This is a genomic window from Pseudomonadota bacterium (genome assembly GCA_018817425.1).
Classification (GTDB): domain Bacteria; phylum Desulfobacterota; class Desulfobacteria; order Desulfobacterales; family RPRI01; genus RPRI01.
In genome coordinates, this window is sequence record JAHITX010000024.1 from 69,340 (window position 1) to 88,289 (window position 18,950).

Annotated in this window: 19 protein-coding genes; 16 read left to right on the plus strand and 3 right to left on the minus strand. The window is 37.3% G+C overall.

Annotated features, from left to right (window positions below; translation table 11 throughout):
- Nucleotides 1–11: 11 nt before the first annotated feature.
- From KKC46_05705 to KKC46_05745, 9 genes are all read left to right on the plus strand, one after another.
- A complete protein-coding gene (locus KKC46_05705; GenBank protein MBU1053310.1) occupies nt 12–671 on the plus strand; it encodes a respiratory nitrate reductase subunit gamma in 660 nt (219 codons plus the stop codon).
- Nucleotides 672–706: 35 nt separating this feature from the next.
- Nucleotides 707–2,041, plus strand: coding sequence for a (Fe-S)-binding protein (locus tag KKC46_05710; protein MBU1053311.1), 1,335 nt, complete (start codon nt 707–709; stop codon nt 2,039–2,041).
- Nucleotides 2,042–2,068: 27 nt separating this feature from the next.
- Nucleotides 2,069–2,458 (plus strand): cytochrome c family protein, encoded by a 390-nt coding sequence (locus KKC46_05715; protein MBU1053312.1) that lies wholly within the window; start codon nt 2,069–2,071, stop codon nt 2,456–2,458.
- 95 nt (nt 2,459–2,553) lie between these two features.
- Nucleotides 2,554–4,050, plus strand: a complete 1,497-nt coding sequence (locus KKC46_05720; GenBank protein ID MBU1053313.1) for a fused MFS/spermidine synthase — start codon at nt 2,554–2,556, stop codon at nt 4,048–4,050.
- Nucleotide 4,051: 1 nt separating this feature from the next.
- Entirely contained in the window at nt 4,052–4,741 is a 690-nt protein-coding gene (locus KKC46_05725; protein ID MBU1053314.1) for an ATP-binding cassette domain-containing protein, read from the plus strand.
- Entirely contained in the window at nt 4,731–5,519 is a 789-nt protein-coding gene (locus tag KKC46_05730) for an ABC transporter permease subunit (protein ID MBU1053315.1), read from the plus strand. The genes KKC46_05725 and KKC46_05730 overlap by 11 nt, the downstream gene beginning before the upstream one ends.
- A complete protein-coding gene (locus KKC46_05735; GenBank protein ID MBU1053316.1) occupies nt 5,516–5,743 on the plus strand; it encodes a four helix bundle protein in 228 nt (75 codons plus the stop codon). Before KKC46_05730 ends, KKC46_05735 begins: the two co-directional genes overlap by 4 nt.
- Entirely contained in the window at nt 5,740–6,726 is a 987-nt protein-coding gene (locus tag KKC46_05740; protein ID MBU1053317.1) for an ABC transporter substrate-binding protein, read from the plus strand. Before KKC46_05735 ends, KKC46_05740 begins: the two co-directional genes overlap by 4 nt.
- 32 nt (nt 6,727–6,758) lie before the next feature.
- On the plus strand, nt 6,759–8,342 hold the full coding sequence (locus tag KKC46_05745) for a lipopolysaccharide kinase InaA family protein (GenBank protein MBU1053318.1): 1,584 nt from the start codon (nt 6,759–6,761) through the stop codon (nt 8,340–8,342).
- On the opposite strand, the gene KKC46_05750 is transcribed toward KKC46_05745, so the two are convergent.
- Nucleotides 8,339–8,950: a hypothetical protein gene (locus KKC46_05750; protein MBU1053319.1), complete on the minus strand. Its 612-nt coding sequence runs from the start codon at nt 8,948–8,950 to the stop codon at nt 8,339–8,341. The genes KKC46_05745 and KKC46_05750 overlap by 4 nt on opposite strands.
- A gap of 72 nt (nt 8,951–9,022) precedes the next feature.
- Between KKC46_05750 and KKC46_05755 the strand changes: the two genes are divergently transcribed.
- Both KKC46_05755 and KKC46_05760 read left to right on the plus strand, forming a co-directional pair.
- The gene (locus tag KKC46_05755) at nt 9,023–9,442 is read left to right on the plus strand and encodes a GNAT family N-acetyltransferase (GenBank protein ID MBU1053320.1); all 420 of its coding nucleotides are present in this window, start codon (nt 9,023–9,025) and stop codon (nt 9,440–9,442) included.
- Entirely contained in the window at nt 9,439–10,350 is a 912-nt protein-coding gene (locus KKC46_05760; protein MBU1053321.1) for a DUF2156 domain-containing protein, read from the plus strand. Before KKC46_05755 ends, KKC46_05760 begins: the two co-directional genes overlap by 4 nt.
- 61 nt (nt 10,351–10,411) lie before the next feature.
- Here KKC46_05760 and KKC46_05765 read toward each other — a convergent pair whose 3' ends face one another.
- The gene (locus tag KKC46_05765; protein ID MBU1053322.1) at nt 10,412–10,669 is read right to left on the minus strand and encodes a DUF763 domain-containing protein; all 258 of its coding nucleotides are present in this window, start codon (nt 10,667–10,669) and stop codon (nt 10,412–10,414) included.
- On the opposite strand from KKC46_05765, the gene KKC46_05770 reads away from it, so the two are divergent.
- From KKC46_05770 to KKC46_05780, 3 genes are all read left to right on the plus strand, one after another.
- Complete coding sequence (locus KKC46_05770) at nt 10,664–10,825, plus strand: dephospho-CoA kinase (GenBank protein MBU1053323.1); 162 nt, start codon at nt 10,664–10,666, stop codon at nt 10,823–10,825. The genes KKC46_05765 and KKC46_05770 overlap by 6 nt on opposite strands.
- 207 nt (nt 10,826–11,032) lie before the next feature.
- Nucleotides 11,033–11,734 (plus strand): sulfotransferase, encoded by a 702-nt coding sequence (locus tag KKC46_05775; GenBank protein ID MBU1053324.1) that lies wholly within the window; start codon nt 11,033–11,035, stop codon nt 11,732–11,734.
- 36 nt (nt 11,735–11,770) lie between these two features.
- Nucleotides 11,771–12,013, plus strand: a complete 243-nt coding sequence (locus KKC46_05780) for a dephospho-CoA kinase (GenBank protein ID MBU1053325.1) — start codon at nt 11,771–11,773, stop codon at nt 12,011–12,013.
- A 379-nt stretch (nt 12,014–12,392) separates the two neighbouring features.
- Here the strand turns inward: KKC46_05780 and KKC46_05785 are convergent, their stop codons facing one another.
- Nucleotides 12,393–13,766, minus strand: a complete 1,374-nt coding sequence (locus tag KKC46_05785; protein MBU1053326.1) for a B12-binding domain-containing radical SAM protein — start codon at nt 13,764–13,766, stop codon at nt 12,393–12,395.
- Between the two features lie 445 nt (nt 13,767–14,211).
- On the opposite strand from KKC46_05785, the gene kdsB reads away from it, so the two are divergent.
- Nucleotides 14,212–14,958, plus strand: coding sequence for a 3-deoxy-manno-octulosonate cytidylyltransferase (gene kdsB, locus KKC46_05790; GenBank protein MBU1053327.1), 747 nt, complete (start codon nt 14,212–14,214; stop codon nt 14,956–14,958).
- Between the two features lie 271 nt (nt 14,959–15,229).
- Complete coding sequence (locus KKC46_05795; GenBank protein MBU1053328.1) at nt 15,230–18,943, plus strand: SIS domain-containing protein; 3,714 nt, start codon at nt 15,230–15,232, stop codon at nt 18,941–18,943.
- Nucleotides 18,944–18,950: the final 7 nt, after the last annotated feature.

An 18,950-nucleotide genomic window follows, 5' to 3' on the forward strand; every position in this document is an offset into this window, starting at 1 on the left:
GAAAGTAAGTTATGCATGACATTTATAATTTTGTCAGCGGCCCTATGGTCTGGGCTTCTTTCATTTTATTTGCGGCAGGATGTATTTATAGATTTATCTCCATGGCTTTACTTGCCAGAAAAAAAGATCCTTTTATATACAATTATATGAGCCCGTATCATGCACTTCGTTCTGTCTTTCACTGGTTAACCCCTTTTGGAAGCGAGAGCATGAAAAAACAACCTGTATTTACTACTGTTGCGTTTGCGTTCCATATCTGCATAATTCTTGCTCCTCTTTTTCTTTTTGCTCATATAATTCTTATTAAACAATCGTGGAATATAAGCTGGTGGTTTATATCAGATACTACTGCTGATATTATGACAGTCATTGTCATTGCTTCATGTGTTTATTTTCTCATAAGAAGAATTGTCCGGCCGGAGGTGAAATACCTTACGTCTGCTTCCGATTTTATTATACTTGCTTTGGTTGCAGCACCTTTTATTACAGGCTTCTGGACTTATCACCAGTTTGCAGGATACAATATTATGGGAATCTTACACATCCTGTCCGGAGAAATCATGCTGGTTTCCATACCTTTTACCCGTTTAAGCCATATGCTTTTTTTCCCGATTTCAAGAGGGTATATGGGTTCGGAATTTGGAGCAATACGTAATGCAAAAGACTGGTAAAACTATACAAGACTCTTTCCCAAGGAGACAATATAATGTCTGAAACCGTAATTAATGCCGCCAAAGAAATAACCGATGAAGGAATTGTCGGGGGGGCGGCGAAACTAACTCCTGAAAAAATAGAAAAGGTTATAAACAGTGTATTAAAAGCCGAGGGAGGCGCCCGGCTTAAAACATATGTTGATATCTGTGCTCACTGCGGGCTTTGCAGTGAGGCATGCCATTATTATCTTTCACATGATAAAGATCCGAAATATTCCCCGGCTGGCAAGGTAAAGCAGACCGTATGGGAAATATTAAAGAAAAAGGGTAAGGTTGATGTCGAGTTCATGAAACGCGCATCTGAAATTGCTTCAACCGAATGCAATCTCTGCCGACGTTGTGTAATGTATTGCCCTTTTGGAATTGATATTGCCTACTTGCTTTTAACTGTCAGAAGAATATGCCACAAACTGGGAATTACTCCTCAGTATATACAGGATACCGCACACAGCCATTCAGCTACGGCAAACCAGATGTGGGTTAAAGACGATGAATGGATAGACAGTCTTATGTGGCAGGAAGATGAAGCTCGCGCCGAAATACCCGATTTGCGGATACCGATTGATAAAGAGGGCGCCGATATCTTCTATTCCGTTATCGGCCCGGAACCCAAGTTTCGCGCACAGCTTATATATCAGGCGGCAGTTATAATGCATGCTGCCGGTGTTAACTGGACGATGCCTGCTACTCCTGGATGGGATAACAGCGACATGTGTATGTTTACCGGCGATTTTGAAATGATGGCAAGATTAAAAAAAGTGCATTTTGAATCTGCTGCAAGACTGAAAGTTAAAAAAATTGTAATGGGTGAATGCGGCCATGCTTTCCGCTCGGTCCATGACGTCGGCAACAGGGCGCTTGCATGGAAAATGTCACCCATAGAAGTAGTTCATGCAATTGAATTCTACTACCAGCTTATAAGGGACAAAAAGATTAACATAATCAAAAAATATGAGAAACCGGTTACATTCCATGACCCTTGCAATACAGTTCGCGGAAGAGGCCTTCATGAGATGGGGCGTTTTGTTACAAATGCAACCTGTGAAACACTGATTGAAATGCATCCGAACCGTGAGCACAATTACTGCTGCTGTGCAGGCGGCGGTGTTATAAACTGCGGCCCTCCTTATAAAAAGGCGCGAATAGACGGAGACAAAATTAAAGCAGAGCAATTGGCTGCAGCAAAGGCAAAAGGCGCTCAAACGATTATCGCTCCATGCCATAACTGTCACGGAGGACTTGAAGACATTATTCATCACTACAAGCTTGATATGGATTTGAAATTTCTTGGCGATATTATATATGAAACTATGGAAAAGCCGGAATAATACGCAATATATAATGAGGTATTACTTATGAGAAGGAAGTTTTGGGGACTGTTTTCGATAATTATTTTGTCAATTATCTTTATATATACAGCTGCCTATTCACAGGAAGATATAAAATATGTTCAGGACCCTGCATTTACAAAAAAAATGAGGCCTGATCCGGTTTTTAACCATGATGAACATAACGAAAATGCTGATATTGAAGATTGCAGCACATGCCATCATTTTTATAAAGACAAAGTAAAAGTTGAAGATGAAACATCGGAAGATATGAAGTGTTCCGAATGTCATATTATTGATAAAGATCCCGTACCTCTTGTGAACAAATATCATCAACGCTGCAAAGGATGCCATGAACAGGAAAAAGCCGGTCCGGTAATGTGCAGCGAATGCCATGTTAAACAGGACATTAAGTAAATTTAAACTGATCCTGTAAGAAGAGCTTTAAACAACTGAACCCTTGAATCCCGGGCACCTTTCTCCCAACTAACCGGAGGAAGAAGCAATAACAAATGAATAAATACCGGCTTGAAATAATTGTTTTTCTTACAGGCGCTGTTGTGATGGCGCTTGAGCTTGTCGGATCGAGAATTGTTGCCCCCTATCTCGGAACTTCCATATATGTCTGGACAAGTCTTATAGGAGTTATACTGGCAAGCTTGAGCATAGGTTATTACTGGGGCGGACGACTTGCCGATAAAAAGCTTGGCTACAAGACTTTTTCACTTCTTCTTTTTTTGTGTGCAGTACTTGTCGGAATCATAGCCATTATAAAAACGCCGGTTCTTGATATTATCGGCAGATCAGTACAGGATATCAGGCTTGGAGCTGTTATAGCTTCGACTATACTTTTTGCACCTGCAAGCATTCTGCTTGGTACAGTTTCTCCTTACGCCATAAGACTCAGGTTGGAAGATATTGAGCATTCGGGCGCAACAGTTGGAAAGCTCTATGCAATATCCACTGTGGGAAGTATAATCGGGACATTTGCTACAGGATTTTTTTTAATTTCATTTCTCGGAAGCCGCGATATTTTGTTTTTTCTTTCCTTAGTACTTTTTGCCGTTTATCTGCTGGCTTTGTCCGGATATAGGCTTAAGGCTGCAAAAATTCCTGCAATTATTTTTGCAGCCATATTAATTTCAGCATATTTTTTTCAGGCAAAAGGTTCGGAAAACATTGTTGCCGATATTGATACAAAATATAACCGGGTTATAATTGAGGAAATAAAGGACTCCAATTCAGGCAAAACAATACGTTTTTTGCGTGTTGACAAAAGTTGGGGGCAATCGGCCGTTGTGATTGGAGAACCTGATGAACTTTTTTTCGACTATCTTAAATTTTACCGCCTGGCAGAACACTTTTGCCCTCAAAATCAAAAAGCTCTTCTAATAGGAGGTGGCGCATATACGGTTGCAAGAGATTATATAAGGCGAAATCCTGATAATATAATTGATGTAATTGAAATAGACCCGAACTTTACTTTACTTGCAAAAAAATATTTTTATTTTAAAGATGATCCAAGGATAAGAAGCATCCATGAGGATGGAAGAACTTATTTAAGGCGTGCCACAACAAAATATGATGTGATTTTTATAGATGTATTTAAATCAAGTGCTTCACCGCCTTTTCATTTAACAACGAAAGAAGCAATGCAGGAAGCATCGGCTTTGCTTAATGAAAATGGCGTAATGGTCACAAATCTATATTCAGCCATAAACGGTGATAAGGGCAAATTTTTCCGTGCAGCGTATGTAACAATTAAATCGGTTTTTCCCCATGTTTATGTTTTTCCTGTCCAGCATCCTATGCAGCCGGAAGAATTGCAAAATTTGATAATAATTGCAGTTAAATCCGACAAAGCCGGTACATTAACAAGCAGTGCCCCGGAGCTAAATAGATATCTTGCCCATTATTGGAAAGATAAAATAGCTTGTGATATTCCTGTATTAAAAGACGAATTTGCACCTGTTGAACATTATCTTGCTGAAGTAATTAAGAATATTTAACATGCTTGAATGTAAAAACATAAATTATAAATATCCCGGTACGCAATATCCGGTTTTTATTGATTTGAATTGCAAAATCGAAGAATCGGGATTTCATTCATTATTCGGACTGTCCGGAGTCGGCAAATCAACTCTTGCGCGGATGATTGCAGGCCAGTTAAGCGGATTTGAAGGTAAAATTAAATATAATGGGGCAAAAAAAATATTTTATTCCTATAATCTTGAAAGACTTCCCGGATGGTCAAGCATTGGTGAGCATATTTTAAAAATAACGCCGGAAAAAAATAAAGGCAAAATCGATGAAATTATTGAGTCCTTCGGTCTTTCGGCTTTTATGGAATCCGGGTTTTCACGCCTTTCTCTCGGCCAGCGCAATAGAATAAACCTTGCAAGATATCTATTGCAGGATTTTGACTGTTTAATAATGGATGAAAGTCTTGCCAATGTGGATGAAGCAACACGCGAGCAGATCATTTTTAAAATAAAGGATATGTATCCTACAAAAACCTTTATTTACATTTCTCACAGCGTTGCCGAAGTTTCCATGTTTTGCAAAAACATTATAGTGTTAAGAAGTTTTAAGAAAAGCCCCCAGGCAGCTACCATTTCAGGTCAGGATAATACTAAGGGAAAATCTATTGACAGAAAAGAACTTGAAAAAACAATGCTGGAGATTGTAAGTGCTTCATAAACGCTTATATCAGTTTATACTTGTTTATATTTTAGGGCTCGCTTTTTTATTTCTTATAAAAGTAGTTTTGAATCTTTCCGATTATGTTATTCCCAGCCCTGTAGAGATTTATGAGACAGCACACAAAGTTTTTTTAAGATATATTCCGGATGTATTAAATACTTTATCTGTAGCTATAATCGGGCATGTGCTTTCTATTATTATGGCAACCATAGTTGGAATAATAAGCAGATTATCTAACTGGACAGGGTCATTTATTAAAACCGCAGCTTTTAATATTCAGGCATATCCAATTGTTGCTGTTGCCCCGATAATTTTTATTCTGCTGGGTGACGGACTTTCTTCAAGGCTTTTGATTGCAGCCATGATATGCTATTTCCCTTTGCTTCTATCATTTATAGGAGTACTTGCCGAACCGGTTACAGACATAGAACACTTTTATGTGCATTCCGGCAAAATGAGATGGCAGCTTGAGACAAAGATAAGAGCTTTTGAAAACATGAACAAGCTTATAACAGTAATTTCCGGAAGTGCAACCCTTGCAATGGTCGGAACCATAGTTGCCGAGTTTATCGGAGCAAGTTCAGGAATAGGCTACAGTATTCGTATAGCTTTATACCAGAGTGATCTTTCCAAAATTCTGATTGCGCTTTTTCTGATAGGAATATTCACCTCGCTTTATCTGGCTTTTTTAGAATGGCTTGGCAACATACTGGTAAGAAGCTGGGGGGCATATGGTAACCACTCAGGTTCACAGTTCAAGGTTGGAGAGCGATGAAAATTGATCATTTTGAAGACATTGAAGCTTGGCAACTGGCACGTGAATTGACTCGTAAAGTGTATCGACTGACAAAGAAACCTGGATTTGCTACGGACTATGGGCTGAAGAAGCAGATACAAGATGCTGTAGTTCGTGGATTAACTATCTCAAAAAATATGATGATCTCAAGGCAATCAACTGTGAACCGTGAACCTAACAACCTGAGTCGTTACAAAATATGAAGAATAATTTACGAATTATTGTTTTATTGGTGACGCTTATTACAATTTTCATGCCTTCGGGTTGCACCGAAAAAAACAAGGATATGACAAAAGTCGCTTACAGGCTTAAATGGCTCTTTAACACAAGTGTTGCCGGAGATATTTATGCCGATGCTCACGGTTTTTTTGCTAAAGAAGGTCTTGAAGTTGAAGTAAAAGAAGGCGGGCCGGAACGGGATGCAATAAAAGAACTTGAAATAGGCCATGCCCAGTTTGGTGTTGCTTCTGCGGATCAGGTTATAAGAGCTGTTTCAAAAGGATCTCCAATCGTTGTGCTTGCGCAGCTATTTCAGCTAAATCCGCTTCAATGGATATACCGGTCGGGTGAAAATAGGATTGACAAAATAGAAGATATAAAGGGCAAAACAATAGGAATTACTTTTGGCGGAAATGATGAAACAATTATGAAAGCTCTTTTGTCAAAACATGACATAAGAGAAGAAGAAGTAAATTTATTCAGTGTAAGGTATGACTACACACCTTTTTATGAACGAAGGGTTGCGCTTTGGCCTGTTTACAGAAATGCGGAAGGAATTATTGTTGCGGATAAACTTTTAAAAGCAAAAGAACCGGTTTCATTTTTTAATCCTGATGATTACGGAATTCATTTTGTCGCAAATTCTGTAATAACAACGGAAAATATGCTAAAACAGCGCCCTGAAACGGTTAAGGCATTTCTTTCGGCTTTAACAAAAGCCTGGAATGAAGCTTTAGATCCTGCAAATTCAGACAAAACTATAGATACTATTCATAAATTTGACAGGGATACATCTTCTGATATTATGCGTCAGCAGCTTGATATAACAAGACAATTAATGAAACCTAACGAGAAAACAGTATTCGGCGAAATAGATGTAGATGCATGGAAAGAGACCGAGAAAATTATGCTTGAACAAAAGCTTATTGCGGTGCCTGTTAATATTGAAACAAGACTAAAAAAATAAATATTAAAGATCATGGTATAAGATCGGATGTTATGAAAGCCAAAAACTTTTTCATTCACGGAGAATATGCGAACCATTATCAGGATGAGGCGATGATACTGGCTAACAGGAGCTTACCTGCCGGATGGCAATGGGTTACAAGCTCTAAAAACTCTGTGGTTGCTGAAAAAACAGGTGATGAGAAAGTTTTTTACAAAGAGTTTCTGCAAAGAAATAATTTTGAAGAAATCAAAGCATTTTTAAATGGAAGCCGAAGCAAACGTGCCCGTAAACAGTCGGATATTCTGGTTTCTGCCGGCTTGCCCACCCCGAAAATCCTTTGCTGGGGAAAAAATAATAGAAGTGTTTTTATCATTACCCAAGGTTTTGATGGTATAGGTTTTTATCTGTATCTATTAAATTATTTCTCTCCACCTCTTTCTCCTGAAAAGGTTAAGGAAAAACGTTTATTGCTCAAGGCCGCTGGATCACTGATAGGAAAACTTCATCAGGCTGGAATAGTTCATGGCGATTTAAGGCAGAATAATCTGTTGGTCAAAAAAGAAAATAATAATTTTAGATTCAGCCTTATTGACAATGAAAGAAACCGCAAATGGCGATATATTCCGCACTCTCAGATTGCAAAAAATCTTACACAGTTTTCAATTGCCTCACATAATCTTTTAAGCAGAACAGATTTAATGCGGCTTTTCACTGCCTATAAATCAAATTATCCGAAATTTTCTATTAATAACGAGAAGAAATTACTGCAAACAGTTTATGCAAGAAAAACCCTTCGTATATTAAGGAGTAATATCAAATTTTATATTGCACCTAACTGCAAATCATTTAAAAATAAAATGTTTTATGGCAAATATTTGAAAGACAGCCCGGTTGCAAAACAGTTTATGCAGGATGCCGACCCGGATAAGTGGTTTAAGACAAGCAGTATAACGCTAAAACAAGATAAAAATATTACAATTAATTTGCTTTCGGAACCGGATGGAGATGTTGTTGCCAAGCGTTTTGTATCAAACGGGTTTTTATTTTATGTAAAAACGTGGATGAAAAAAGAACGGGCATTAAATTTGTGGAATATGACCCACTTTTTTAAAGAGCTTGGTATTCCGGTTGCTTTGCCGCTTGGTTATATAGTTGAAAAAAAAGATTTGTTGAATAGAACAACTTATTTTTACAGCCAATATATTGCAGAAGCAAAAAGTCTTATGGATCTTTCACAAAATATGAAATACTTTTCGAACTGGATAGAAAATAACAATACTATACCCCGTTTCGCGCTAGTATTGTCTAAGCTTCATAGCAATGGATTTTGTCATGGCGACACAAAATGGGTGAACATTCTTGTAAATGAGAACAGCGGAAAATTTTGGCTTATCGACCTGGACGGAGCCTCTTTCGCCAAATCAAAATTAGCCAGATCCATGCTAAAGGACCTTGGAAGGTTTATTGTTGATATGATAGAAATCGGGCTTTCAGATAAGCTTATAGATAATTTTTTGATGGTATACTGTAATGCAAGGGTTTTAAGCAAAGAGCTGGTTCAAAAAAAGGTTAACCCGCATATTTCAAAAATTCTTAAACGGCACAAAAAAAATCGAAAGGATAAATCTGTTTAGCTATTTTGACTGTTTATAATCTTTTTTAGCAAATCATTATCAGGATAGTGTGCCAGCAACGATGATTCGAAATGGTTCCATTTTCTTAAAATCTTTTTTTCTGCAAGAAAATTAATGTAATTTGAGATTGGAATAAAATCAGAATTTCCTATATTGTCAATGATTATCAGAGCACCGTCTGCGCTGTTAACTCGTTTGTAAACAATATTTTTTGCCTTTATCGTCATTGTAATGATTTTATTATGGAACAAACTGTTTTTCAGATTAAGAAATGCTTCTGACAAACCGGAGTAGTTCAGTTTAGTCTCTTCAATAGAAGTTAAGTAATATTCAAGAGATTTTGAAGCTTTTCCATCAGAATCTTTAATCAAATCAAAAACCGCACCTGGCCCAAGATTTGTTTCTATATTACCGTAAAATCTGGGCAATATATCCCAGGCAATATTGCGTTTTTGAAGAAGTTTGTAATATGCCTGTTCACGGGCAACCTCTTTAAGTCCGTCATTGGTAAAAAGGATTTTAACACACAGATCATTTTGGTGGGGATGAACATAGCATTCCCTATGCAATCCTTTTCCTACAAGAAGTGATTGATTTAATTCAATCATTGACAATCCTTTTAAATTAGTAATATAAATGTATAAATATACTTTTCATATCATAAGATTAAAATAAAAAAAATGTATAAATATACTTTCCTGGTTGATCCGTCTTCAGATCAGATACGACAAATAACAGTCATATACCGCCTGACAGATTGGTGGGATGATGATATCCCGGATAATCCGTCGCATGTACGGCAGGTTATAGCAGGCAGTCATTGCTTTGTTATTGCAAGCAAAGAAGATGAAATCATTGGTATGGGAAGAGCTATAAGCGATAAGGCAAGCGATGCATATATACAGGATCTTACTGTTGTCGATTCTTACAGGAAGAAAGGTGTGGGCGCTGAGATTTTAAAAAAATTGGTTGACCGTTTAAAAGATGACGGTATTAAATGGATAGCACTTATTGCTGAAAGGAATTCACACAATTTTTATACTAACTTTGGATTTAATAAAATGCCTGATTCACAACCTATGTTGATGATATTGACATGAATATGAAAGAAATTACATATACGGACTATGCGTCATTAAATAAATATTTTATCAATCAAAGGTACACGCTTTGCGTTTATACTCTTCCTTCGCTTATAGCATGGAGTAATGAATATTACAGGCCGTACGGAATTATCGAAAATGACGCTTTGATAATAGGAGCTGAATTTACGGAAGAGAAAGAACACCGCCACCTTATACTTCCCATATCACCTTCAAAGGAATATTCTCCAAAAGAACTCTACAAGGTAGCCAATGAAAGCGGTTTTGATAATTACTGGTTTGTGCCCGGCAACTACATTGATACATATGGTAAAAAAGAAGTTGAGGCTTATTTTAAAATAAGTTTGCAAAAAGAATATTCTGATTACGTATATCTTAAATCCGATCTTTCGGAGCTTAAAGGCAATCGTTATTCTCAGAAAAGAAACCTCATCCATCAGTTTGAAAGAGAATATGTCGCAAACAACCGCATTGAAACAGGAGAAATAAAATCAGAGGTATCTGCCGAATGCATTGATTTTCTGGAAAAATGGTGCATAGAAAGAGACTGCGATGCTGATCCCAATGAAGATCTGGCCTGTGAAAAGAATGCTATAATAAATACTCTTAACCACATTGATATTCTTGATCTAAAAGGCATATATCTTAAAGTTGACGGGGAAATAAGCGCTTTTGGGATTGCTACATATCTGACAAATGAGATGGGCGTGCTTCACTTTGAAAAGGCTTTCACAAACATAAAAGGGCTTTATCAGTATTTTGATAATCTGTGCGCAAAAACTCTTTTTGACGGTTATAAGTTTATTAACAAAGAAAGTGATATGAACATTCCCGGCCTTGCAAAAGTAAAAAAATCATACCATCCAGCCATGATAGTCAAATCTTACAAGCTTGTTTTGCGATAAAATATAGCAACACCGGCACACCCGGCAGAACTTGATCTGAATTCAAGCAATAAATTTAAAACTAAACTGATTCATGAAATAGCGATAATTGTGTTAATTCTTCAGATGGTTGGCCAATTTTTGCTTTCTTTACCGCATCGGATAAAAAGCGAATACTTTCATCATAAACTTTCAAAGGTACAGAAAAAGGGGCGCCGTCATTTCCGCCGTGTGCGAAAGCAAATCTGGCCGGATCATCAAACCTGCTTGGAGTTCCGTAAATTACTTCACTGACTAAAGCAAGAGACTGCATAGTCCCAAAATGCGCGCTGGAATGCATAATAAATTAGAAGATGTGATTCTTGTTTATACCCTTGAGAATATCCAACTAAAAAGGCTTATGGGAAGAGACTTGATTTCCAAAGCAGGTGCAATGTATAAGATTTATTCACAGATGCCGATAGAAGAAAAAACATCATGCCACCACTGTAATTGATAACAGCAAAAGTATTGAGGTTACAAAGCAAAAAGCAATAGAAGTATTTAACTGCCTTAAAGATAAAAAAACAAAAGGGTCAGACTTGAATTGAAAGGAACTAAAGAACTAAAGGGCGCGCTATTACGCATGTGGTTATAGTCTTAAATCATCTTATCAATGACAAAAAGATTATTTTAAAATTCAGGTAATAGGAGAAATATAGCTATGAAAGTTATTGGAGCGGGATTCCCACGAACTGGAACTATGTCGATGCAGGCTGCGCTTACCAGGCTCGGCTATCAATGTTACCATATGCAAAATGTATCGCGAGAAAAGGGTCACGCACAAGCATGGACTGACCTGGTCAAAGAAAAAGGCCCCATGGATTGGAAGAAGCTCTTTCGGGACTATCAGGCTACTGTTGATGCGCCTGCATGTTTTTATTATGCAGATCTTCTCCGTGAGTTTCCTGATGCCAAAGTGGTACTGACAGTCAGGGACCCGAATCGCTGGTATGAAAGCATAATGACTTTGTTTAAAACGATGAAACCGTTGCGTCCCATAGGATATGTAATTCCGACTTTAGGGCGGTTTATCCGATTGGTGGATAGTCTTTGCGACAAGTTTATATCTCCAGCCAGAGACAGAAAAGCATTTATTGAAGGCTATGAACGACATATTCTTAAGGTGCAAGAAACGGTATCAGGTGATCGTCTCCTTGTATTTCGCGTAAAGGAAGGATGGGAACCATTATGTGCTTTCCTGAACTGTGATATCCCGAAAGATACACCTTTCCCGCACCTTAACGAAGGCAGCACGACACTTAAGACTAAATTTCGCGAACTTTTTCTGGTGAAGCCTGCTCGTATTGCCATAGTAATCGCTGCTCTGTTAATCATAGCGGTTTTGATCCGCGGGCTAATCTGATATTTGCGATTTTTTTGATATACAAGGTTTGAAGATGTGATCCTTGTTTATACACCTGAAGAAATCCAGTTAAAAAGACTTATGGAAAGAGACTCAATTTCCGAAACTGATACAATGCATAAGATTCATTCACAGATGCCGATAGAAGAAAAAAAACAACATGCCACAATAGTAATTGATAACAGCGGAAGCATTGAAGCTACAAAGCAAAAAACAATGGAAGCATTTAACTGCCTGAAAGATAAAAAAACAAACAAGTCAGGTTTGAAACACTTGTAAAAAAATTAAATAAACCCTACTTTTCGGTTTTACTCAATAATAAACAATAAACCAAAAGCTTTTCTATAGATTCTTATCAAAAGTTTGGATGAGACTGTAATCAGCAACAAATATCACAAAAAAAAGAGCTATAATAAGGTGGCTGGCCGCCAAGCTGCAAGCTATTGATTCATGAATATCAATAAAACCCATCTGGTAATCAATTGATAATTTCAAACCCATATAATTTAGTAATTAAGTCTGATAATTTTAATAATATTATTGCTAAAAGCCACAATACGCCAGGAATCGGTTCGGTGGGAAGCTCAATATTATCTAAATAAATTTTTGGATAGCGAGTATAAGGAATTTAGCAGTTGGATCGATCAAGAAGATGACATCACCAGTATTTCCTGTCATAATCACGATACATTCCGTGAAGATGACGGGCAAACTTGATTCCTTGCCAGAATAATTTTACAAAATCTTTGATTGGCACTTTGACCTTGTTTATGCGTGGTGGAATTCTGGCTGCGCCTTTTCCGTAAAGGATTGAAAAATAGCGATAGAATGTTTTTAATGGCAGTTTAGTGGGCAAAATGGTGTGAAGGCAATCGTAATAAAGACAAGGGTCTTCACAAATAAAAGTATCTTTTGCATCATTGAAAGCTTTCGTTCCCGGCGGAGGAGATAAAACTGTGAAAGCATATTCAGCAGGTGCAAGTTCTTCTATCGTCTTATGAAGGATTTCAAAATCTTCTTTATCGAAATCAGGATTTACCATCAATGCGGCATGAATGTTTAAATTAAGATCCCGCAGTATCTGTCTTGCTTTTCTGTTTTGATCGGGGGTTGCTTTTTTGTTGTATCCCGTCAAATTCTTTTCTTCCAGCGATTCGAAACCAACATAAACAAGTTCGAGGCCGGCTTTTTTCCATAAAGCAAAAAGATCCGGATGCCTGCAAATTGTATCACTTCTTGCCCATGAGAGATATTTTTTCTTTACTCCTCTCTCTATAAGCATTTCGGCAAGCTGTGTCATTCGCTTGGCATTTATAAAAGTTTCATCATCAACAAAATAAATATATTCCTGAGGAAGTGATGCAATCTCATCAACTACATCTTCTATGCTGCGCTGGAGGTATTTGCCGTTCGCAAGAAAGTGAACAACACAAAAACTGCAACGGTTCGGGCAGCCCACGCTTGTTCTTACACATGCGATCTTAGGAAAAAGAGTTTTCATCTTCTGCTTGGGTTCGCCGTAGCAGATGCAGTAATAGTTCGATATATCTATCAGATCACGCCTAGGACGGGTGTTAATACCATCAGGATGAATCGGCGGCGGTGTCTGGGAAGCCAGGTGGTCAAAATTTGGAGAATTTGTGGGTATAATCCATTCACTTTCAGGAACAGGCTTTCCGTTTTCCATTGCTTTTAAGATGACCTTAATGGCTGAAACTCCGTCTCCCCTAACAATGAGGTCAAATAGTTCCGGAGCCTTGCAATCTGTAGGATAACTGGAAGCATGGATACCGCCAAGGCAAGTCAAAGCATCAGGCATAATCTCTTTAGATATACCCGCCAGTTTCCGATTGATTTGATACTGCCCGGAAAAGCCTCCGAAACCAATAAAGTCGGGATGGTATTTTTTCAGTACTTGTGTAAACGCTTTTATCGGGTGTTTTTCAACTGCCAGATCACAGATTTTTACATCATGTGGGGGCTGTATAGCTCCGGCAATAAGTTCCTGAGCGTAGGGTTCAAGCAACAACATGGACTGAAGCCACCGTGAGGTTGGCAGATATGCGTGTGGTCTTACTAAAAGGACTTTCATTGTAAATCGGATATATTTTTCTCTATTTAAATAAATTCACTGATATAATTTTTTCTCGTTTCTTGTATAGAACTCTTTTTACAACTCTGTCAAATGTATTATATATAAAGCTTTATAAAAGCATCTTTTTTTGCTTCCTATAATCTGATCGATTTCAGAGATAAATAATTTATTAAAAATTTGAGAAATGTTTATCATACATTTAGTGCCTCCATGGTAAATTCAAAAAAATAAGCAAGAAAGCCGTCAATAGTTAAAGTTTGACGGCTTTCTTGCTTATTTGATTAATTTAAGATATGAATTTGATAGCTCAAACGTATTGGAAGTTAAGGTACAGCAAATCAATGAACCTATTTTCGCATAAAATTTCATAAATAAAATATCAATGGACAAAAAGTATAAATGTTACGGTATTATTCCGGCTCGTTATGAATCAACCCGATTTCCGGGAAAGCCTCTTGCCGATATTGCGGGAAAGCCTATGTTCTGGCATGTATTTAATAACGCAAGAAAATGCCCGGAACTTTCAAAGGTTGTTCTTGCAACAGATGACAAGCGCATAGTTTCTGCTGCAAAAGCCCTTGATGTTCCGGTAGTTGAAACCAGAAAAGATCATCCCAGCGGAACAGACAGGGTTTTGGAAGCCGCACAATTATTAAATTTTCCCGATAATTCCATAATTGTGAATATTCAAGGAGATGAGCCGCTTCTTAACCCTGATATGCTTACACAAATAGTAAAACCTTTTGCATCCCCCAAAATACTTGTTTCAACTCTTGCAAGAAAGATCCAAAATAATGAAGCCGGAAATATTAATCAGGTAAAAGTGGTGTTTTCAAAAACAGGAAACGCCTTGTATTTTTCGCGTATGGCAATTCCATGTTATCGTGACGGTAAGGATGGGGAGTTTTATGGCCATATTGGATTATATGCATTCAGGATGAATACTCTGGTAAAATTTGTTTCTCTGGGGCCAAGTAATCTTGAAGCAGCTGAAAAGCTTGAGCAGCTAAGACTGCTTGAAAATGACATTCCTGTGCATGTTGTTTTAACCAGGTATGAAAGCATAGGTGTGGACAAACCTGAAGATATAAATAAGATATTAAAAATTATTGATAAAAAAAGTATCTGAATAATTATGGCTTTTTTTTAATCTAAGGAGCCACTTTCAAAACGTTTCAGTTTGGTCAAGCTCAAGGCGGGAGAAAATTTCAACCAAAGGAATACATAGAGTATTTCGAGGATTGAAATTTGAGCCCAACGCAGAGATCGGCCAAAATGGGGCGTTTTGAAACTGGCTCTGAGATCATTTTGTGTATAGGAGTTATAAATTTATGCACCTTATTAAATATTTTAAGAATAAAATAATAAAACCTAAATATTACTATATGTTTTCCGGCTTCATGAAAAAAGCATCTGGAATAATTACGGCTTTGCTTTTAGCCGATGTTTATTTTGGCAAAGACCCGGCAAAGACCCCTGATTTTTCTATTATTATTTTCCCATGCCCTAAAAATGTTTTATGTTGCGGAATTGCATGTATTATTTCTTTTAATAAAAGTGAAAAATCTACCGCAAACATTGATATTGCCTCCCTTGAAAATAGCATAGAAAAAATTGAGTCCCGTTCATTTGAACTTTGCACAAAAAACAATTTTTCTTTAGATGAAAATTATTTCTGCGGCAAAGATACGGTCGAATCCCTGCTTGCAAACGTTCGGGAATTAAAAAGTAATGAATCCTTTTTTGCAATATTTGAAAACAAAAATATTCAGAACAAGATTTTTGAGCTTTCAAAACGAATAAACAAACTTATTGATTCGGAATCAAAAATCCTTGCAGCAAAAATGGGAGTTCTTGAGCCTTCGGCAGTTGAAACAATATCAAAACGAATTGAAGACCTTAAAGATGTTTCTTGGATTCTTTCAAACGAAATCGGACACAATGTTTCAAAGGTCTATAATCTGATAGGCGCTGCGGATAATAATTTCAATTTTTCATCAGTTACCATCTATAAAAATATAAATGCGGTGTTTAACAGTATGGACCGGCTTGAAGTAAGAGGCCGTGATTCAGCCGGTATTTCCTTGATGTTTGTTTTAGATACCGGGGAATATAATAAATTTGAAAAAGAAATCACCAAAAAGAAGCTGGCAAAAAGCTTAAAAGAACGTTCAAGCTGCGATATCCTGCTAAATGGCGGGATATCAAAAAGCAAAACAGAAGAAAAAACAGGGGAATCTCTTGTAAGTGTGGCTCTTGTTTATAAAGTAGCAGCAGAGATAGGAAGCCTTGGAGACAATATAAATTTTTTGCGAAATCAGATTAAAGATGACCGGATTTTGCAAATACTCGTTTCTTTTAAAAATAAATATCACACAGTTTCATCTCATACCCGCTGGGCTTCGGTGGGTGCTATTACGGAAGCAAATTGTCATCCGGTTGATGGAAGCAAAGCCGGATTCGGTTCATGGAAACATGGCATAATTCATGTGTGCTTAAACGGTGATATCGATAATTATCTTGAACTAAAAAAAGAATATGAAAGTTGCGGCAATTCTTTTGGCAGCGAGATAACCACAGATACCAAGATTATACCGCATCAGATTGAAAAATATTTGAGTAAAGGGTTTGATATTGAAGAATCATTTCGTCTTGCAGTAAACGATTTTGAGGGATCTCATGCCATAACAATGCATACTAATCTTGACCCTGGAAGAATTTATCTTGCACATAAGGGAAGCGGTCAGGCATTTTTTATAGGAATCGGAAAAGATAGCTACATGCCTGCATCCGAAGTTTACGGATTCGTAGAAGAGACTCAAAATTATATTAAGATGGAAGGCGATAAAGTTGTACAAAGCAATAACGGAAGCACACAAGGGCAAATTTTTATATTATCCCAGGAATCTTGTGGCGGTATTTCCGGTATAAAAGCAATGTATTATGATAAAATGCAAGTTTGTATCGAAGAAAAAGATTTAAAGCATACCGGCATTACTTCAAGAGATATAGACCGTCAGAATTATCCCCATTACTTTTTAAAAGAGATATCGGAATCGCCTTTATCGGTTGAAAAAACTCTTTTAAACCGTTGGAAAACAAGTGCTGACGGAAAGAAGTATTCTGCTTTTCTTTCAGAAAAAGAATTTCCGGAATCTGTTAAAAAGGCTTTTAGCGAAAAGAAAATAAGACGAATTCTTTTTGCAGGCCAGGGAACAGCCGGTGTTGCAGCACTGGCTTGTTCAGATATTCTTAATTACTACCTAAATGATCCACAGATTCATATTGGGGCACATAAAGCTTCGGAACTTAGCGGATTTATGCTCGATTCCGAAGAGATATCAAACAGCATGTCGGATACCCTTGTTGTAGCAATAAGCCAGTCCGGAACAACAACGGATACTAACCGAGCTGTAGAAATGGTAAAAAAAAGAGGCGCTAAAACTCTTGCGATTGTAAACAGAAGAGATTCGGATATAGCTTTTAAAGTTGATGGTGTTATCTATACCAGCAGCGGCAGAGATATTGAAATGTCGGTGGCATCAACAAAAGCTTTTTACTGCCAAATTGTTGCCGGCGCAGTTCTTGGTCTTTTTATAGCTCAAATTAATGGGAGGAGAAACGGCAATTTTGTATCGGATGAGGTCAGAAGTCTTCTCGAAATATCTTCGCACATGAGAAAAGTGCTTTCGATGAAAGAAGTGATTGAAAAATCAGCAAGAAGGCTTGCTGTTACTAAAACTTATTGGGCAACAGTCGGCAGCGGTCCGAACAAGGCTTCGGCTGATGAAATAAGAATCAAATTAAGTGAATTGTGTTATAAAACAATTTCATCAGATTATGTGGAAGATAAAAAACATATAGACCTTTCATCAGAACCATTAATTATTATATGCAGTGCCGGCACAAGAGGAAATGTAATCGGAGATATAGTAAAAGATACTGCTATATTCAAAGCCCATAAAGCTGCTCCGGTTGTTATTGCGGATGAGGGAGAGGAAAGATTTGAGCAGTATGCTGAAGATGTTTTTTATGTTCCTGCGGTTGGCCAGCACCTGTCGCCTATATTAAACACACTTGCAGGACATATCTGGGGATATTATGCAGCCTTGTCGATAAACGATGGCTCAAGTTTTATATACAGGTTCAGAGAAGAATTGCAGAGTACTATAGATGGGCAGCTTGAAAAGGGTACAGATATCTATGAACTGATTCTTGAAAAATCCTTCAGAGAGAAAATAGCTTATTTTTACACTGAATTCAGGAGAAGAAGAGCTGAAAAGCAGCTTCCTTCAATCCTTGGGTTTGATGCAGCTTTAAGTCTTATTTTACTATGCAAGTATCTTTCGGGCAAGCTTCCGGTTTCCGATTTTGAAATTGATTTCGGGATAAAAGGAACTGCAAAAAACATGCTTGATACCCTTTTTAAAGTCTTGGGCGAATCTATAAACCTTATGATAAGGCCTATAGATGCAATAAAGCATCAGGCTAAAACAGTTACTGTAGGAACAAGCCGTATAAGCGAAAAACTTTACGGTATTTTGTTTGATGTGTTATCTGACAACGGCCTGAACCCGTCTCAGCTTATAAACAAGAATATATTAGTATTAAAAAATCTACAGGAAATAGTATCTAATATTAATGGATATATTCTTTACAGGATAGGGAAGCTGGATCTGCTTGGAGAACTGACTGATGATACATCTATTCAAGTGGAAAAAAAAGAGGGTGTCTTAAAATCAATCCCCTCAAGGGTGGAATCGGATACTCGTCTTAAGGGCTCCAAAAAAACTATTGTCCAAAGCGGCAATGTTTATATAGGAAAAGGAAGAAAAGATAATCGCAGCATAATTGTAATTCCTGTTATATCATCTTCTCCTCAAAGATCCAATGTTATAGAACACCTTCTTTTGTTAAATATTTCGTTTAAAGAAAATGTGCTTCTTCCTGTAAAGATTAAAGCCCTTGGCGGAAAATATGACCATATAAAAAATATTGTTCAGGAAAACAGCGTCCCTTGGGATGACAATTATCTGAACTGGATCAAATTAGATGATCTCTTTGGCGTATCAGCTGAAAAGACGGCTGAATTTATCGTATCAAAACTCAAGTGATTCATGT

Excerpts from the sequence above, each read along its gene's own strand:
- KKC46_05705 (MBU1053310.1), top strand. The coding sequence starts at position 12 with ATGCATGACATTTATAATTTTGTCAGCGGCCCTATGGTCTGGGCTTCT.
- KKC46_05745 (MBU1053318.1), top strand. The coding sequence starts at position 6,759 with ATGAAAGCCAAAAACTTTTTCATTCACGGAGAATATGCGAACCATTAT.
- KKC46_05785 (MBU1053326.1), bottom strand. The coding sequence starts at position 13,766 with ATGTTGTTGCTTGAACCCTACGCTCAGGAACTTATTGCCGGAGCTATA.
- KKC46_05750 (MBU1053319.1), bottom strand. The coding sequence starts at position 8,950 with ATGATTGAATTAAATCAATCACTTCTTGTAGGAAAAGGATTGCATAGG.
- KKC46_05710 (MBU1053311.1), top strand. The coding sequence starts at position 707 with ATGTCTGAAACCGTAATTAATGCCGCCAAAGAAATAACCGATGAAGGA.
- KKC46_05760 (MBU1053321.1), top strand. The coding sequence starts at position 9,439 with ATGAATATGAAAGAAATTACATATACGGACTATGCGTCATTAAATAAA.
- KKC46_05715 (MBU1053312.1), top strand. The coding sequence starts at position 2,069 with ATGAGAAGGAAGTTTTGGGGACTGTTTTCGATAATTATTTTGTCAATT.
- KKC46_05770 (MBU1053323.1), top strand. The coding sequence starts at position 10,664 with ATGCATAATAAATTAGAAGATGTGATTCTTGTTTATACCCTTGAGAAT.
- KKC46_05725 (MBU1053314.1), top strand. The coding sequence starts at position 4,052 with ATGCTTGAATGTAAAAACATAAATTATAAATATCCCGGTACGCAATAT.
- KKC46_05795 (MBU1053328.1), top strand. The coding sequence starts at position 15,230 with ATGAAAAAAGCATCTGGAATAATTACGGCTTTGCTTTTAGCCGATGTT.
- KKC46_05720 (MBU1053313.1), top strand. The coding sequence starts at position 2,554 with ATGAATAAATACCGGCTTGAAATAATTGTTTTTCTTACAGGCGCTGTT.
- KKC46_05765 (MBU1053322.1), bottom strand. The coding sequence starts at position 10,669 with ATGCATTCCAGCGCGCATTTTGGGACTATGCAGTCTCTTGCTTTAGTC.
- KKC46_05735 (MBU1053316.1), top strand. The coding sequence starts at position 5,516 with ATGAAAATTGATCATTTTGAAGACATTGAAGCTTGGCAACTGGCACGT.
- KKC46_05755 (MBU1053320.1), top strand. The coding sequence starts at position 9,023 with ATGTATAAATATACTTTCCTGGTTGATCCGTCTTCAGATCAGATACGA.
- KKC46_05740 (MBU1053317.1), top strand. The coding sequence starts at position 5,740 with ATGAAGAATAATTTACGAATTATTGTTTTATTGGTGACGCTTATTACA.
- KKC46_05775 (MBU1053324.1), top strand. The coding sequence starts at position 11,033 with ATGAAAGTTATTGGAGCGGGATTCCCACGAACTGGAACTATGTCGATG.
- kdsB (MBU1053327.1), top strand. The coding sequence starts at position 14,212 with ATGGACAAAAAGTATAAATGTTACGGTATTATTCCGGCTCGTTATGAA.